The sequence below is a fragment of the Klebsiella sp. HN106 genome (genome assembly GCF_051209435.1).
Taxonomy (GTDB): Bacteria; Pseudomonadota; Gammaproteobacteria; order Enterobacterales; family Enterobacteriaceae; genus Klebsiella; species Klebsiella oxytoca.
The window spans coordinates 74,279-90,725 of the sequence record NZ_JBLURD010000012.1 but is presented as its reverse complement, the minus strand read 5'-3'; the positions used below and the strand labels follow the sequence as shown (position 1 = coordinate 90,725).

Below are 16,447 nucleotides of genomic sequence, written 5' to 3'. Positions count from 1 at the left end.
CGTCAGTCCGGTAAGACCTGCCGGGAAACGCACGATGCCAGCATCAGATCCCGCAGTAGGTTATCGGGGCGTCTCCCTTAATTACCAGCCTCCGCCGCCGCCTCCGCCTGAGCCGCCGCCGGATGAACCGCCACCGGAAGAGCCGGAACCGCTATAGCCTGAACCCGATGATGAACCGCCCCCTGAACCGCTGGTCGGCGAGGATATAGAGGAGGTTCGACAGAACTCGCTGAAATGATGCACGCTTTCCCAGCCAGCACCGGCAAACGCTTCCGACAGAGCGCCAGTACTACTCAGATAGTGGGCAAAGGTGTTCGCCCAGGTTTTCCCCACGCCAAGCGCCAACGCTACGGGCAGTAGTTCTTCAAAATGGGAGATCATCTGCGCAGGCGGGTAAATAATCTGATAGCGGTTCTTTTCAGCGGTGCCAAGATACAGCTTCAGTCCTTTGGCGACTGCCAGCTCATCCAACCCGCGCTGCGTATAACGAGGCGTTTTCCAGCCAACAAAAACGCACAGGGCGAACGCCATCAGCAGCGCGCCAATATATCCGGCGGGAAGTTGGGTTATGGGCAACATTCCCAACAGAAAATTGCTTCCGCCGAGCATCGCTAAAATACCAAAAGAGGCACAAAACAGTACCGGGGCGGGGCCCCAGTCGCGCCACATCTCCCGAGGATGACAAAGAAACCGCAAGAAAAAAGCCAGCAGCGAACCGCCGATCAGCATAAAAACCGCGGCCGGTATCGTCAGCAGCGCGGCCTCCGCATTAACCCAAAGACCGCACGCTACCGGAACAAGCAGCGCAATGTAGATGCAGCGCCGCAGCGGTTGCCCCCATTTACGAAAGAGTTTAGCCCGCTGTTCTTCACAACGCGTCTCCTGACGTTTACGCGCACTCTGCACTGACCGCTGATGGGCCTTACTGAGATCGATATTTTTCTGTTTGCCTTTAAATAGGGTGCTTAATAGCTGGAGATCGTCTCTGTTTAACCGTCTGTTCCCCTCAACGGGGAGGCGGGTCAGCCGTTGTTTGATGCCGGAATTTAATCGCCACGGGCTGCGGGATGGATTTTTGTCGCTCGTCAGCGTCATCCCGCGTTTCGCGACCAGCGCTAATAAATCGCTGCTAAAAGCCACATCGTCATATTTACGCCGGGTAATAAAACGCAGGTGGCCTGGCGACATGGAGGCAGGCAGCGAAAAGAGCGGCACAACAGGCGGCATTCTCAACCCGGCCTGGGTGACGTTTTTCCGCCACCAGAGCAGATAATAAACGAGCATGAACAGCAGCGGCAGCCATATCACCCAGGTTTTCAGGTTGGGGAAAAGTAGATGCACCAGCGGCGAAGCGGCCTCCGGCGCCGGAGCGCGGGCAAGTATCTCCCGCGGCCAGGTATAAACAACCGTCAGCCCCTCCCCCTTTGCCAGCGGACGCAGAGTGCGCACGCTACCGTCGGGCAGAATCGTTGCGTTGTGCTCTTTCGTGCCTGCGATCCCTGTATAAACATCAATTGAGCGCAGCCTGGCATCTTTGGCGTCAGCGTTGAGATTTGCGGCGCTATCCGGTAGCGTCAGGCTAAAGCTGGCCTTGCTAATTGGCCAGGCCCAGCCATTGCCCGTCACGTTCCAGTACAGTTCATCCCACTGGGGAAATCGGCTGAAATGGTTGCTGATTTGATAGCGAATCCGATAGTGATAGATCCCTGGTTTTAATATCTTTTCGCCGCTGCCGATACGTATCGTCAGGCTTTTTGCTGCCTCATCAAGGCTAAATGGCTCAGAGATGCCATCGCGCGACACCGATTCGATCGTATAGTCAACACGGAAGATTTTGCCATCCTGGCGGTTCCACGTGAGGGGAAGCGTGCGCAAAATCCCTCGCCGAATCTCCTTCCCCAGGGCAAGTACCTTGATATTCTCCTCAATCGCCATGCTGCCGTTCGGGCTAAAGCGCGCCCGGGAATCAAAAGAGAGGATATGTTCATACGCCGGAATAGCGCCAGCGGGGAGTTGAGAAGCATCTCTAATAATAATCGGGTTGTTTGCGGAGAATGCTGCGCTGGCAGGCAGCAGCAACAGCAATACGAACGCGCGCACTACCCGCAGAGTTATACAGAGCATTTAATCACTCCATCCGTGGAGATTGAGCTTCTTCCGGTGAGTCCAGTTCAAAGAAAGCTTGTGCTTTAAATTTAAATAGTCGCGCCAGCAGCAGGCTGGGGAAAGACTCGACCAGAATATTCAAATCGCGCACCGTACCGTTGAAGTAGCGGCGAGCCATCTGCAGCTGCTCTTCTATTTCATTAAGCGATTGCTGTAATGAGAGGAAGTTGTCGCTGGCTTTGAGTTCCGGCCAGGCTTCGCCGAGCGCGAAAATACGTCCCAGCGTAGCGGAATAGTGGCGTTCGCTGTCGGCTATCTGTTTGGTGCTGCCGACCAGTACGCTACGCTGGCGGCCCAGCTCTTCCAGCAATTCCTTTTCGTGCTGTGCGTAGCGTTTCACCAGACTCAGTAGATTGGGCGCCAGATCGTGGCGGCGCTTAAGCTGCACAGCGATGCCGCTCCAGGCCTCGTCTTTGAAACGACGCAGGGAGATAAAGCGGTTATAGGTCATGATAACCCAGACGAGGACGACAACGAGGACGGCGAGGCCGATATACATTTCCATATGCAAAATCCGAAGCGATAGCGGGCAGCAGAGTCAGGGTGACTGCGCCCATGATAACGGTTGAAGCCTCATCCTCGCATATTCGCCCCTGTCGGGTAAATCAGGTTTCATCGGCGTTTTGCCGTTGCCCCGCCGCAGATAAAAAAACCGCCGGCCCTGCCCAAAGCCTGTTGGCATTCTTGGGCAAGACCGGCGGTCTTAAGTCAGCGCGCTGAATTATTCAGCTGGTGCAGGCATTTTACCTTCCGGCGCTTTACGATCTGTCAGATGCTTCTCAAAATTAGCATTGAACTGTTTTTTCTGTTCCGGGGTCAGAATGTTGTAAATCTTGTTCTGAGTTTCCAGTCGAGCCAGCGCCATTTCTTTATGCTGGGCTTCCATTTTATCAATCTGCGCTTCCGCTTTTGCCTTATCGAAGGTATCGCTGGCAACCAGTTCATGCATCGCGCGGCGCTCATCCAGGGACGGACGCTTCATATTGTCGCGCTGGCTCTTCATGATGTCGCGAATTTGCGTTTTCTGCGCGTCGGTCAGGTTCAGACCTTTAAACATCATTTCATGTGGGCCCGCCGGGCCGCGCTTATGATGCATCATCGGCGCGGTCTCGCCTGAGGTTGCCGGAGTATCAGCCGCGTGAGCCAGGTTAGCCGCGCCAAGAGCCAGAGTAGAGGCAACAAACAGAGCTGTAATCTTTTTCATCGTTCAATCCTTACTTTGCGTTATTCTTACGGCGCGTTGCCGTGTTGACGAGATTAACTTTACGACGTTTATCGTCAATTAGTCAGAGCAAGCGTAAAACATTGAAAGTATAAGAAACAGTTTCTGACCAATTATGGAGAAAATAAGGATTATGGGGAGATAATTGCAAGAAAAAATAATTAACAGGCTGTTTTATCGAGAAATTATGAAGACTATAAACCAGCGCAGATTAAAAACAAAGCATTTATCCAGGAATAATCCGCAATCATCCGATAGCGCACAAAAAATTAAGATCTAAAGGAAAAAACAGCCGGCAAAATAAATGCCATCGCCCACCGGGGCGACAGCATATTCAGAAGCGTTCGAGCATCAGCCCGGCTCGCTGGCCAAAAGCTACGTCGGGGTTGGGAAACAGCACATATTCTGGCTCCTTAGCCGCGACATAGCGGGTTTCGCCATCTTCAGCCAGCAGCGTCCCGGCAGAAAAGGGGGTGAAGTTTAGCGTCTGCGCCGACATATGCAGCTGAAATTTGTCGCTGCTGCGGGTAATTTGCTGCACCACTCTGTAGCGCAGCGGCGAATCACCGGTAGCCAACGCCCTCTCGCCGGCCAGCAGACGCGCCAGCGCGCGCTGCGTCGCGGCAAACTGGCTGAGATCGTTGTCGCCAAAAGGAAGCGCTTTTCCCAGCTCCAGCGTGCAGGAGTGCGCGCAGAAACGTTCGCTACTGAAATGGGTAAAGGTGTCGCCCGGCTGCTGATGAAAGACCAGCGCTTCCAGGCCAGCCGCCCCCAACCAGCCCAGGAATGCTTCATCCCACGGCTTATCGCGCGCTGGCAGGACGCCAAAGCGCGTATGCAGCGATCCGCGAATAGCGGTATGTAAATCCAGGTGCCAGCGCTCACCGCTACCCGGCGCATAAAAGCGCGCCAGCGCATGCTCCAGTTGCCGGGCGCGAGCGGTTTCATCGCTGACGCTGAAAGCCCGCCAGCGCTCACCAAACATTCGATTAATATCGCTGTGCAGATAGCGTTTATTGGCCCTCAGCGCCGAAGGATTGCCGAAGACCACCAGCAACCGCCAGCGTAACGGCAACTCCCCGCTGAACAACTGACGCAGCAGTAAATCCGTGATTTCGACCGGCGCGGTTTCGTTACCATGGATCCCGGCGGACAATACCAGCGAGCGCTCGCAGGGCTCATGGGGAATGAGCTGCAGTATACCGCAGTCAATCCAGTGCCAGCGGAAGTGCGCCGTTTGGCCATGAAAATGGTGGGGCAAACGCCCAGCCAGCGTTAATGCCAGAAAGTCGTCCACGACATCTCCTTATTGCTGAAACGGATATACGGAGCCGAGGCGCAGGATTTGCGTCAGGCGGTCGAGCGCTTCGCGACCTTCGCGCAGCAGCTGCGGATCTGCAAGGTCGGCCTGGGTCAGGCGATCGCGATAGTAGCGGTCTACCCAATCATTCAAAGTGGCGAACAGCGCGTCGTCGATCATGACCGCCGGATTCACCGCTCGTCGCTCGTTCTCAGTCAGCACCACCCGAAGACGCAGGCAGGCCGGGCCGCCGCCGTTGGCCATGCTCTCGCGCAGGTCGTAAACCTGAAGCTCATCAATCGGGTTATCGCCCTCCACCAGCCGGTTCAGATAACGCCAGACGCCCGGATGCTCCTGCGCTTCCAGCGGCAGAATCAGCCGCATTCCGCCCTCGCGTTTGCTCAGCAGCTGGCTGTTGAACAGATAGGTCGCCACCGCCTCTTCTACCGATACCTGACCCGTCGGCACCACAAGCGGCGTAAAACCAGCAACCCGCTCCGTCAGCTGCTGCAGGAGCTGCGGCTGATCGACAAACGCCTGCTCGTGGCAAAACAGCACCTGCTGATTGCTTACCGCAATCACATCGTTATGAAATACGCCCTTATCAATCACCGCCGGGTTTTGACGGGCGAAAATCACTTGCCGTGGGTTGACCTGGTTGAGGCGGGCAACGGCCTGGCTGGCCTCCAGCGTCTGCCGCGCCGGGTAGCGCTGCGGGCTCTCTTCCCCACCCTGCTGACGACCGTAAATAAACAGCTGCACGCCAGGGGCGCCGTAGTCGCCGCCGAGACGGTTATGGTTTGCCGCCCCTTCATCACCGAACAGCGAGGCCTGGGGTAGCGCGCCGTGTACGGCAAACCGCTGCTCATCAGGGAAAATCGCCTTCAGCAAAGCCTCGGTGGTAGGCGCTTCGCTGGCGCGGTGGAATTTATCATTGAGGTTGGCGACGGTCAGATGCACCCGGCCGTCCAGCGAATCCGCCGATGGCGAGACCGTAGCGGCGTTGGCCACCCACATTGATGAGGCTGAACTGGCCGCCGAGAGGAGCTCCGGCGCCTGACGCGACGCTTTTTCCAGCACCTGCTCATCGCTACCGCTAAAGCCAATCTGGCGCAACAGGGGGATGTTTGGCCGCTCCTGCGGCGGGATGATCCCCTGCGGATAGCCCGCATCCGCCAGGGCTTTCATTTTTTTCAGCCCCTGCTTTGCCGCCAGCTGCGGATTTGACACCCGATAGCGGTGTTTGGTCGAAGCCTCGTTGCCGAAAGATAATCCCGCATAGTGATGGGTCAGGCCCGGCAGCCCGTCAAAGTTCACTTCCCAGGCGTTCATTGTGAGCTCTCCTGGCCAAAATCCAGACCCGGGCTGAGCGCGACCGGGAGCGACAGCTCCGGCGATTCCAGGCTGGCCATCGGCCAGGCGCAATAATCCGCGGCGTACCAGGCCCCCGGCCGATGGTTACCGGAAGCACCGGTCCCGCCAAACGGCGCGGTGCTGGCGGCGCCGGTGAGCGGTTTATTCCAGTTCACGATACCGGCGCGCGCCTCCAGCAGCAGCTGGTCGAACTTCTCGCGTTCGGCGGAGATCAGCCCGCAGGAAAGCCCGAAGCGGGTCGCGTTAGCAAGCGCAATCGCCTCATCGAAATGGTCGTAACGCCAGACGCAGAGCAGTGGGCCAAAAACCTCTTCATCGGCCACCTGCGCGACCTCGCTCATGTCGATAATACCCGGCGTCAGCAGCGACGTTTCGGCCTGTAGCAGACGCGGCTCCAGCAGCGTTTGGCCGCCGTTGGAGACGTGTGTCAGCCAGGCCTGATGCACTTTCTGCGCCGCCTGCGCTGAAATCAGTCCCCCGAGGAAAGGCTGCGGCTCTGCATCCCAGGCGTCAGGAATAAGTTTTTGTGACACTGTCACAAGACGGCGAAGAAACGCATCGCCAGCCTCACCACGCTTCACCAACAGCCGACGCGCGCAGGTACAGCGCTGGCCTGCAGTAATAAATGCCGACTGAATGGTGAGATGAACGGCGGCATCGATATCCTGCGGTTCATCGACGATCAGCGGATTGTTGCCGCCCATCTCAAGAGCGAGTATTTTTTCCGGCTGGCCGGCAAGCTGGCGATGGAGCTGAAAGCCGGTGGCAGAACTGCCGGTAAACAGCAGACCGTCGATATCTGACTGACCGCTCAGCGCTTCGCCGGTCTCCCGACCGCCCTGAAGCAGGTTAAGCACTCCGGGCGGCAGGCCGGCTTCTGCCCAAAGCCTTACCACCGCTTCGCCGCTCTGTGGGGTCAGCTCGCTGGGTTTGAACACCACGGTATTGCCCGCCAGCAGCGCCGGAACAATATGTCCGTTTGGTAAATGTCCGGGAAAATTGTAGGGACCAAACACCGCCAGTACGCCGTGCGGCCGGTGACGCAGAGTGGCTGCGCCGTCGGCCAGTGCGGTTTGCGCTTCCCCCGTACGACTATGGTAAGCGTTTACTGAAATCGCGATTTTGTTGATCATCGCGGTGATTTCCGTCGCCGCTTCCCAGCGCGGTTTGCCGGTCTCCTGAGCAATAATGGCGGTTAATTCAGCTTTGTTCACGTCAAGTAAAGCAGCAAACTTTTCTGCTATCGCTTTGCGGGCGGCAAACGGCTGGCGCGCCCACGCGGGGAATGCCCGCCGCGCCGCGCTGACCGCCAGCGCAACCTGCTCAGCATCGGCATCCCGTCCCTGCCACAGTAGCGCCTGGCTTACCGGGTTATGTTTTTGTCGGGCCGGGCCGCGACCGCTTTGCCAGTCGCCATTGATCCATAAACTCATGATTTTTTCTCCTCAGGGCACAGGCGAACCAGGCGAATTTGTTCACCGGAATGGCATTTCAGGGCATCTAACTCACGCGCGCTTAGCACCAGGCGGTCGCTATCCGGGTCCGCGTGAACGAGCATGGCGCGAAAGTGCTGGTACTGTTCATTGGCGATCAGGCATGGCGGCCACTCTCCCGCCTCGGGTTCGCCTTCAACGACGGTAACCAGCCGACTTTTGCGGATGGCCCGCACCCGGTCAATTTCGCATTCCAGCGTCGGACCGCCGTCGAAAATATCGACGTAGTTGAGATAGCGGAATCCCTCTTTTTCCAGCACCGCGCGGGCCGGGGCGGTTTGCGGATGAACCTCGCCGATAACCGCCCGCGCTTCATCGCTTAAGAAGTCGATATACAGCGGGTGCTTCGGCATCAGCGCGGCGATAAACGCTTTTTGCCCGGTGCCGCACAGATAGTCGGCGCGGGAAAACTCCATCGCGAAGAAGCGTTTCCCGAGACTCTCCCAGAACGGCGAGTAGCCGTGCTCATCAATTACGCCGCGCATTTCCGCCACGACCTTATCGTTGAAGCGTTCACGAAAGGCGGCCATAAACAGAAAACGCGATTTCGACAGCAGATAGCCGTTGCCCTCTTTTCGCCATTTTGGATCAAGGAACAGGGTACACAGTTCGCTGCTGCCGGTATGGTCGTTACTGAGAAACAGCGTCGGCAGGGCGTTATAGACGTTTAGCTCTTTCGATGCGTGGACCTGCGTACCGACGCGATAGTTGTACCAGGGGTCGTTAAGCCCTACGGCCACCTCAATGGCGCAAATTCCCGCCACCGCGCCGCTGGTGCAATCCTCCAGAACGAACACATACCCCTGTTCGCTTTTCGGCAGCTCGCCGCGCCAGGTCATCTGTGAACGTTCAATGCGCGCGGCCAGCGTGGCCTCATCGGCCGGCAGCGATGTCAGGCCGCCGCCGGTTTCGCCTGCCAGCGTCATTAACCCCGGCAGGTCACCTTTTTCGACTGGACGGATCACCATCATGATGAGACCCCCGAGAGAAAGCGTTTGCAGGCCAGCTCGAAGCGATCCAGGCCGCTATTGACTTCGTCTTCGCTGATAATCAGTGCCGGTGCGAAGCGCAACACATTGGCGCCGGCAATCAGCATCATTAGCCCTTCCTCCGCCGCCAGGTTGCTGATGTTTTTCGCCTTGCCGGCATATTCATCTTTCAGCACGCAGCCAATAAGCAGCCCCAGACCGCGAACCTCTTTAAACAGGCCGTACCGGGCGTTGATGGCGTTGAGCCGTTCGCTAAACCACTGATGGCGCTGCTTAACGCCGTTGAGAACCTCACGCGTGTTGACGATGGCAAAGACTTCCCCCGCCACCGCGCAGGCCAGCGGGTTGCCGCCGTAGGTGGTGCCATGAGTACCCACGGTCATTACGCTGGCGCAGCGTTCCGTTGCCAGCAGCGCGCCGATCGGGAAACCGCCGCCCAGCGCTTTCGCGGTGGAAAGCACGTCCGGCGTCACGCCATAGTGCATATAGGCGTACAGCTCCCCGGTACGGCCGACGCCGGTCTGGACTTCATCGAAAATCAGCAGCGCATTGTGCGCATCGCACAGCTCACGCAGGCCGCGCAGGAATTCCACATCCGCTGGTACGACGCCGCCTTCCCCCTGCATCGGTTCAACGATCACTGCGCAGGTATTGTCGTCGATCAGCGCCTTTGCCGAGTCGAGGTCGTTAAAGATAGCGTGCTGAATCTGCGGCGGCAGCGGCGCAAAATCCTGTGAATAGGCCGGCTGACCGCCCGCAGAAACGGTAAACAGCGTGCGGCCATGGAAGGCATTCTTGAATGCCACGATGCCGCTTTTCTCACTGCCGAAACGATCGTGGGCATATTTGCGCGCCAGTTTTAGCGCCGCTTCGTTGGCTTCAGCCCCCGAGTTACAGAAAAAGACCCGGTCAGCAAAAGTGGCGTCAATGAGCTGCTTAGCCAGACGTAGTACCGGCTCATTGGTATAGCCGTTGCCGGTATGCCAGAATTTCTCCGCCTGTTCGGTCAGCGCCTTAACCAGCTGCGGGTGCGCATGGCCTAGGGCATTAACCGCAATGCCGCCGGCAAAATCGATATACTCCTTCCCCTGCTGATCCCACAGGCGTGACCCTTCGCCGCGTACCGGAATAAAAGCCGCTGGCGCGTATACAGGCATCATCCATTCATCAAAGTTGCTACGCGTAATTGACTGAGACATATCGACCTCTTCCGGTAAACAAAAAGTTTAAATAATGTTAATGAATATGGTTATTACGCTGTAAATGTAGATTGCACGGTTCGTGCCAGCCAGAGGTAAAAATGCATAAATCGAGGTCGTCAACGAAATATCAATAAGTTACGAAAGACCGCTATTCACATAAAATGCATAAAAAGTGAATAAAAATACTAAAAGAGGCTTTAGCAGTGGAATAAAAAGAAAGATTATGCAGGGGTAAGATATAATTCTGTAATTGTGATCCTTGACGAAATTTATCGGCAATAATCGCCCTTTTTTGGCGCAGCGCGTTCCAGAATGGTGCACACTTTGTGCAAACAGGCTACCAACCGCTGCAATCGGCAGAATAAAGCGCCTTTGCGCAGCCAGCCCGGCGAATTTCTGCTACCATCCCTGCACTATTCACCTTGCACAGTGGCAGCGACTATGAAATTTGTCTCTTTTAATATCAACGGCCTGCGTGCCCGCCCGCATCAGCTGGCCGCCATCATCGACAAACACCAGCCCGACGTCATCGGCCTCCAGGAAACCAAAGTTCACGACGATATGTTTCCTCTCGAAGAGGTGGCAAAGCTGGGCTATAACGTCTTTTATCACGGGCAGAAAGGCCATTACGGCGTCGCGCTGCTGACCAAAGAGACGCCGATCTCGGTGCGCCGCGGCTTCCCCAACGATGGTGAAGAGGCCCAGCGCCGCATTATCATGGCGGAAATCCCGTCTCCGTTTGGTAACGTGACGGTAATCAACGGCTATTTCCCGCAGGGCGAAAGCCGGGATCATGAAACCAAATTCCCGGCGAAAGCGGCCTTTTATCAGAATCTGCAGAACTACCTTGATACCGAACTGAATAAAGAGAATCCGGTGCTGATTATGGGCGATATGAACATCAGCCCTACCGATCTTGATATCGGCATCGGCGAAGAGAATCGCAAGCGCTGGCTGCGTACCGGCAAATGTTCATTCCTGCCGGAAGAGCGCGAATGGATGGAGCGCCTGCTGGGCTGGGGCCTGGTGGATACGTACCGCCATGCGAACCCGCAGGACAACGAACATTTCTCATGGTTCGACTATCGCTCTAAGGGCTTTGACGATAACCGCGGGCTGCGTATCGACCTGCTGCTGGCCAGCCACCCGCTGGCGCAGCGCTGTATCGAGACCGGCATCGACTACGAAATTCGCAGCATGGAAAAACCCTCCGACCATGCCCCGGTATGGGCCACCTTTAAAGTCTGATGATGCCCTCTGTCAGGCTCTCCCGCCCGGAGAGCCTGAGCCATATCAAAAAAGCCGCCGTAATAGATTGTGAACGTCGGCAAACTATTATACTGTCGCGCGCACTTTTGACCGCCCGCATAAGACAGGAGAACCCAATGCAAAAGAAGCCGTCATAAAGCAGAGTATAAGCTGCTTTCTGTTGTGGTCATCCTGAGCATTTTCGCCTGTATTATCCAGCAGTCGGGTTTTGCCGAGCTGGTCACTCATTTCCACCATCTGCGCGAAATTATCCGCCAAAGCGGTGGCTTCGGGTATGCGCTCTATATCTTGCTGTTTATTATCGCTACCCTGTTTTTGATTCCGGGCAGTGCGCTGGTCATTGCCGGCGGTGTACTTTTTGGCCCGCTGACGGGAACCTTGCTATCGCTGCTGGCGGCGACGGTCGCCTCCTCCCTGTCGTTCCTGCTCGCCCGTTGGCTGGGCCGCGAGCTGCTGCTTAAATACTTCGGAGAGACGGCGATATTCCAGGCAATTGAAAGAGGCATTGAGCGTAGCGGCTGCGATTTTTTAATTCTGACCCGGTTAGTCCCGCTGTTTCCCTATAATATCCAGAATTACGCCTATGGCCTCACGGCTATTTCATTCTGGTCGTTTACCTTTATTTCCGCCATAACCACCTTGCCCGGCATATTTATTTATACGCTGATGGCCAGCGAACTTATCCGCGACGGTATCACCTCCCTTTTTGTGCTAAAGCTAACGCTTGCCGGGCTGGTGTTATTTGTCCTGATTCAGGCAGCCAAAAGATATGCCCGCTATCGGCGGATCGACACGCAACGGTGGCGAATCAACGATGAAAAATAGCCAGGCGATCTACCGGATAATCATTGGCGCTACGCTGCTGGCGGGGCTGCTGGCGTGGTGGCTGATCCCCGGCGTCAATGGGTTTATGCAGCGCAGCCTCGCCGCCTTTGCCACGCTCGATCAGCTGGCTATTGAGCAGTTTATCGACTCCTGGGGGCCGCAGGCGGCCCTGGTCTCCTTTGCGCTGATGATTCTGCAGGCGATTATCGCCCCGCTTCCCGCTTTTCTCATCACCTTCGCTAACGCTTCCCTGTTCGGCGCCTTCTGGGGCGGCGCGCTATCGTGGGTGAGCGCCATGGCCGGGGCGGCGCTGTGTTTTTTCATCGCCAGAGTATTTGGCCGCGAAGCGGTGGAAAAGCTGACCGGCAAAAGCGTATTGCAGAGTATGGATGGCTTTTTTACCCGCTACGGTAAACACACCATCCTGGTTTGCCGCCTGCTGCCCTTTGTACCTTTTGATCCGGTAAGTTACGCAGCCGGACTGACCTCAATACGCTTTCGCCATTTTATGCTGGCTACCGGTCTGGGCCAGTTGCCCGCCACGATAGTCTACTCATGGACCGGCAGCCTGCTGACGGGCGGTACATTCTGGCTGGTAACCGGTTTATCGATCCTGTTTGCGCTGGCGATCCTGGTGGTCGTCGCGAAAGCACTCTATCTTGAACAACAAAAGAGGCGTTCACGATGAGCTTACCCCCCCTGAAGTCAATTCCCCTGATTCTGCGCCCGCAGGCCTGGCTGCATCGCCGCCACTACGGCGAGGTGCTGAGCCCTATTCGCTGGTGGGGCCGCATTCCGCTGGTCTTTTATCTGGTGTCGATGTTCGTCGGTTATCTGGAACGCAAACGCTCGCCCCTCGAGCCGGTGCTGCGTTCGCTGGTCAGCGCCCGCATCGCGCAGTTGTGTTTGTGCGAGTTTTGTATTGATATCACCAGCATGAAGCTGGCGGAGCGCAGCGGCGGCAGCGATAAACTCCTTGCTGTAGCCGGATGGCGAGATAGCGCGCTATTCAGCGAACGCGAGCGGCTGGCGCTGGAGTATGCCGAAGCGGCCAGCATGACGCCTCCAGCCGTCGACGACGCGCTGCGCGATAAGCTGGCGGGACAGTTTGATGCTCAAGCGCTGACCGAACTCACGGCGCTGATCGGGTTACAAAACCTGTCAGCGCGCTTTAATTCGGCGATGGCGATCCCCGCCCAGGGGTTATGCCAGCTTCCCACCGATTCGAAACCATAAGGAGTGGTTATGCGTAGTTTGTTGGTCTTCGCTTTGCTGTTGCTTTCTCCGCTGTCCGCCAGCGCCAACTGGCAATCCACGCAACAAGAGGCTCGCGGCCAGACGGTGTGGTTTAACGCCTGGGGTGGCGATCCGGCGGTTAACCGCTATCTCGACTGGGTCAGCGAAGAGGTGAAGCGCGACTATGCCATCGATCTGCGCATCGTGCATATCGCCGATGCCGCCGACGCGGTAAAGCGCATTCAAAGCGAAGCCCGCGTCGGACGCAGTTCTGGCGGTTCTATCGACCTGCTGTGGGTTAACGGCGAGAATTTCCGCACCCTGAAAAGCGCAAATCTGCTGCAAACCCAGTGGGCGGAAACCCTGCCCAACTGGCGCTTTGTCGATACGCAAAAGCCGGTGCGCGAAGATTTCTCCATTCCTACCGACGGGGCGGAGTCGCCGTGGGGCGGCGCGCAGCTCACTTTTATCGCCCGCCGTTCGCAAACGCCCGACGCGCCCAACGATCCGCAGGCGCTGCTGGCTTTCGCCGCCGCGCACCCCGGTAGCGTTACCTATCCGCGGCCGCCGGATTTTACCGGTACCGCCTTTCTCGAACAGCTGCTGCTGACGCTGACCCCAGATCCTGACGCCCTGCGTCAGCCGCCGCAAGAGGCCAACTTCGCCGCCGCGACCGCGCCGCTGTGGCAATACCTTGACCAGCTTCACCCTCTGCTATGGCGCGAGGGCCGCGACTTCCCGGCTTCGCCCGCCCGTATGGATACCATGCTGACGAACGGTGTCCTCAGGCTGTCAATCACCTTCAACCCGCTGCACGCGCAGCAAAAAGCGGCCAGCGGCGAGCTGCCGAAAGACAGCTACGGCTTCGGTTTTAGCCAGGGGATGCTCGGCAACGTCCACTTTGTGGCGATCCCGGTTAACGCCCGCGCGACGGCAGGGGCGAAAGTTGTCGCCAATTTCCTGCTCTCACCGCAGGCGCAGCTGCGCAAGGCCGACCCGGCGGTGTGGGGCGACCCCAGCGTGCTGGATCCGGCGAAGTTAACGGCCGATGAGCGCCAGTCCTTCAACGCCGTTGTGCCGCAGGATTTGCCGCCAATGCTGGGAGAACCGCACTCGGCCTGGGTAGAAGCGCTGGAGCAGGAATGGCTGCGCCGCTACGGCACGCACTAAGGCTGCTGGCCTGGGCCGCCGTCGCGCTGATCTATCTCCCGCTGCTGCCGGCCGTTTCTCTGATGACGCTTCCGGCGCTGCGCCTGACGCTTTGGCAGTCGCTGGTTGCCGATCCGCAGTTCTGGCAGGCGCTGGCGGCGACTCTCGTCTCAACCCTGCTCTCGGTTGGCGGCGCGCTGATCATCACGCTCTCGGTTGTTGCCGCACTCTGGCCATCAAGCGGTTGGCGCCGGCTGGCAGCCAGGCTGCCGCTGCTGCTGGCGGTACCCCATGTCGCCTTCGCTACCGCCGCCCTGCTGCTATTTGCTGAAGGCGGCTGGCTCTCTCGCCTGCTGCCCTTTTTCATTCCGCCAGTTGACCGCTACGGCATTGGCCTGGGTCTGACGATGGCGGTCAAAGAGAGCGCATTTCTGTTGTGGGTGGTTTACGGCCTGTTAGGTGAGAAACGGCTGGCGGGACAGGCAACGGTATTAAAAAGCCTCGGCTACGGCCGCTGGCAGTGCCTGAAGTGGCTTGTGCTACCCGCCCTGCTGCCAGCGCTGGCGATCGCGCTGCTGGCGACCGCCGCCTGGAGCCTTTCGGCGGTTGATGTCGCGCTGGTAATTGGGCCGGGCAACCCGCCGACGCTGGCGGTGCTGGCCTGGCAATGGTTGAGCCAGGGCGATGAACAACAGCAGGCCAAAGGGGCCCTTGCCAGCCTGGTATTACTGCTGACGCTCGTCATGATGGCGCTGCTGGCATGGGGAGCCTGGCGCGTCTGGCGGCGGTGGATCCCACCGGTTCAGGGGATCCGCCGCCCGCAGCCGCGGGCGCTCATCGGGAAAAGCTTCGCGATTCTCCTGCCGCTGTGTGGCGTGCTCTGCGCGCTGCTGCTGGCGGCGACGGCGCAGAGTCGTGCTCCGCTCGGCGATAGCATCGGCAACAGTCTGTGGCTCGGTCTCTGCTCTGCGCTTCTCGGCGCGGTCGTTTGCCTGCTGTGGCTGGAGCTTGGCCCTTCCCGCTTCGGCGGCTGGATCTGGCTGCCGCTAATTTTACCGGCGCTGCCGCTGGTGGACGGGCAATATCAGCTGGCGCTGTATACGTGGCAGGACGGCGAGTGGCTTACCGTTTTATGGGGCCATCTGCTATGGGTGGTACCATGGATGCTGTTTATTCTGCATCCCGCGCGTCGCGCGGCCGATCCGCGCGCGGAGTTGGTTGCCCGAACCCTCGGCTGGCATCAGGGGCGTATCTTCTGGCTGGTCACCTTACCTGCCCTGACGCGTCCGCTGCTGACGGCGCTGGCGGTGGGCTTTTCGGTAAGCATTGCGCAATATCTACCGACGTTATGGCTGGGAGGCGGGCGGATCCCAACGCTGACCAGCGAAGCCGTGGCGCTGAGCAGCGGCGGCGATATCGCCACCCTCGCCGCGCAGGCGCTGTGGCAGTTGCTGCTACCGGCGGTATTCTTTGCTCTCACCGCTCTGCTGGCCTGGCCGATTGGCCGCTATCGACAAGGATTACGCTAATGTTGATCGTCAAAAACCTGACTCTCAGACTCAACGGGCAGCCGCTGCTGCGCGACGTCGATTTTTCGGTTGCAGCGGGCGAGATATTGACGTTGATGGGCCCCTCCGGCAGCGGCAAATCGACGTTGTTCGCCTGGATGGTGGGCGCGCTGGCGGAAGATTTCCGCGCCGCAGGGGAGCTGTGGCTGGATAATCAGCGCTGCGACAGTTTACCCACCGAGCGGCGGCGTATCGGCATCCTGTTCCAGGACGCGCTGCTGTTTGACCACTTCAGCGTCGGACAAAATCTGCGGCTGGCGCTGCCCGCTGACGTCCAGCGTTCCCAGCGCAAACCGCAGGTAGAACAGGCGCTGGAGCGCGCCGGTCTGGAGGGTTTCTACAGCCGCGATCCGGCCACCCTTTCCGGCGGCCAGCGGGCGCGGGTCAGCCTGATGCGCGCCCTGCTGGCCCGACCGCGGGCGCTGCTGCTTGATGAGCCCTTTAATCGCCTCGACATTGAGCTGCGCGCCGATTTTCGCCGCTGGGTATTCGACGAACTGGCGCGGCTGGCCATTCCGGCGCTGCTGGTGACGCACGATCGCCAGGACTCTCCCGTCGGCGGGCGCTGTTTACATATGAGCCAGTGGCAATGAAAGCCTGCGCTATCGCAAGGATTTTTCCGCTGAGAACGCCGAGAATTGCCGCTCAATTTTC

Annotated in this window: 15 protein-coding genes; 7 read left to right on the top strand and 8 right to left on the bottom strand. The window is 58.3% G+C overall.

What is annotated here, in order from left to right; genetic code table 11:
• Positions 1-81: 81 nt before the first annotated feature.
• From ACSIPU_RS22655 to astC, 8 genes are all read right to left on the bottom strand, one after another.
• A complete protein-coding gene (locus tag ACSIPU_RS22655) occupies positions 82-2,124 on the bottom strand; it encodes a DUF2207 domain-containing protein (RefSeq protein WP_196558123.1) in 2,043 nt (680 codons plus the stop codon).
• Between the two features lie 4 nt (positions 2,125-2,128).
• Positions 2,129-2,671: a LemA family protein gene (locus ACSIPU_RS22650; RefSeq protein ID WP_435322273.1), complete on the bottom strand. Its 543-nt coding sequence runs from the start codon at positions 2,669-2,671 to the stop codon at positions 2,129-2,131.
• A 216-nt stretch (positions 2,672-2,887) separates the two neighbouring features.
• Entirely contained in the window at positions 2,888-3,370 is a 483-nt protein-coding gene (spy, locus tag ACSIPU_RS22645; protein WP_049593240.1) for an ATP-independent periplasmic protein-refolding chaperone Spy, read from the bottom strand.
• A 352-nt stretch (positions 3,371-3,722) separates the two neighbouring features.
• A complete protein-coding gene (astE, locus tag ACSIPU_RS22640) occupies positions 3,723-4,685 on the bottom strand; it encodes a succinylglutamate desuccinylase (RefSeq protein ID WP_196558124.1) in 963 nt (320 codons plus the stop codon).
• Positions 4,686-4,694: 9 nt separating this feature from the next.
• Positions 4,695-6,020, bottom strand: coding sequence for an N-succinylarginine dihydrolase (astB, locus tag ACSIPU_RS22635; RefSeq protein WP_016808499.1), 1,326 nt, complete (start codon positions 6,018-6,020; stop codon positions 4,695-4,697).
• A complete protein-coding gene (gene astD / locus ACSIPU_RS22630) occupies positions 6,017-7,495 on the bottom strand; it encodes a succinylglutamate-semialdehyde dehydrogenase (RefSeq protein ID WP_196558126.1) in 1,479 nt (492 codons plus the stop codon). Before astD ends, astB begins: the two co-directional genes overlap by 4 nt.
• Positions 7,492-8,526: an arginine N-succinyltransferase gene (gene astA / locus ACSIPU_RS22625; protein WP_016808497.1), complete on the bottom strand. Its 1,035-nt coding sequence runs from the start codon at positions 8,524-8,526 to the stop codon at positions 7,492-7,494. The genes astD and astA overlap by 4 nt, the downstream gene beginning before the upstream one ends.
• Positions 8,523-9,743, bottom strand: coding sequence for a succinylornithine/acetylornithine transaminase (astC, locus tag ACSIPU_RS22620; protein WP_004112342.1), 1,221 nt, complete (start codon positions 9,741-9,743; stop codon positions 8,523-8,525). Before astC ends, astA begins: the two co-directional genes overlap by 4 nt.
• Positions 9,744-10,187: 444 nt before the next feature.
• On the opposite strand from astC, the gene xthA reads away from it, so the two are divergent.
• From xthA to ACSIPU_RS22585, 7 genes are all read left to right on the top strand, one after another.
• Positions 10,188-10,994, top strand: a complete 807-nt coding sequence (gene xthA, locus ACSIPU_RS22615) for an exodeoxyribonuclease III (RefSeq protein WP_196558127.1) — start codon at positions 10,188-10,190, stop codon at positions 10,992-10,994.
• A 183-nt stretch (positions 10,995-11,177) separates the two neighbouring features.
• Positions 11,178-11,840 (top strand): TVP38/TMEM64 family protein, encoded by a 663-nt coding sequence (locus ACSIPU_RS22610; RefSeq protein WP_016808494.1) that lies wholly within the window; start codon positions 11,178-11,180, stop codon positions 11,838-11,840.
• Positions 11,830-12,528 (top strand): TVP38/TMEM64 family protein, encoded by a 699-nt coding sequence (locus ACSIPU_RS22605; RefSeq protein WP_032728110.1) that lies wholly within the window; start codon positions 11,830-11,832, stop codon positions 12,526-12,528. The genes ACSIPU_RS22610 and ACSIPU_RS22605 overlap by 11 nt, the downstream gene beginning before the upstream one ends.
• Positions 12,525-13,076 (top strand): carboxymuconolactone decarboxylase family protein, encoded by a 552-nt coding sequence (locus ACSIPU_RS22600; RefSeq protein ID WP_004112333.1) that lies wholly within the window; start codon positions 12,525-12,527, stop codon positions 13,074-13,076. Before ACSIPU_RS22605 ends, ACSIPU_RS22600 begins: the two co-directional genes overlap by 4 nt.
• 9 nt (positions 13,077-13,085) lie before the next feature.
• Positions 13,086-14,246 (top strand): ABC transporter substrate-binding protein, encoded by a 1,161-nt coding sequence (locus tag ACSIPU_RS22595; protein WP_196558128.1) that lies wholly within the window; start codon positions 13,086-13,088, stop codon positions 14,244-14,246.
• The gene (locus ACSIPU_RS22590) at positions 14,219-15,754 is read left to right on the top strand and encodes an ABC transporter permease subunit (RefSeq protein WP_196558129.1); all 1,536 of its coding nucleotides are present in this window, start codon (positions 14,219-14,221) and stop codon (positions 15,752-15,754) included. The genes ACSIPU_RS22595 and ACSIPU_RS22590 overlap by 28 nt, the downstream gene beginning before the upstream one ends.
• Complete coding sequence (locus ACSIPU_RS22585) at positions 15,754-16,386, top strand: ATP-binding cassette domain-containing protein (RefSeq protein ID WP_016808491.1); 633 nt, start codon at positions 15,754-15,756, stop codon at positions 16,384-16,386. The genes ACSIPU_RS22590 and ACSIPU_RS22585 overlap by 1 nt, the downstream gene beginning before the upstream one ends.
• Positions 16,387-16,447: the final 61 nt, after the last annotated feature.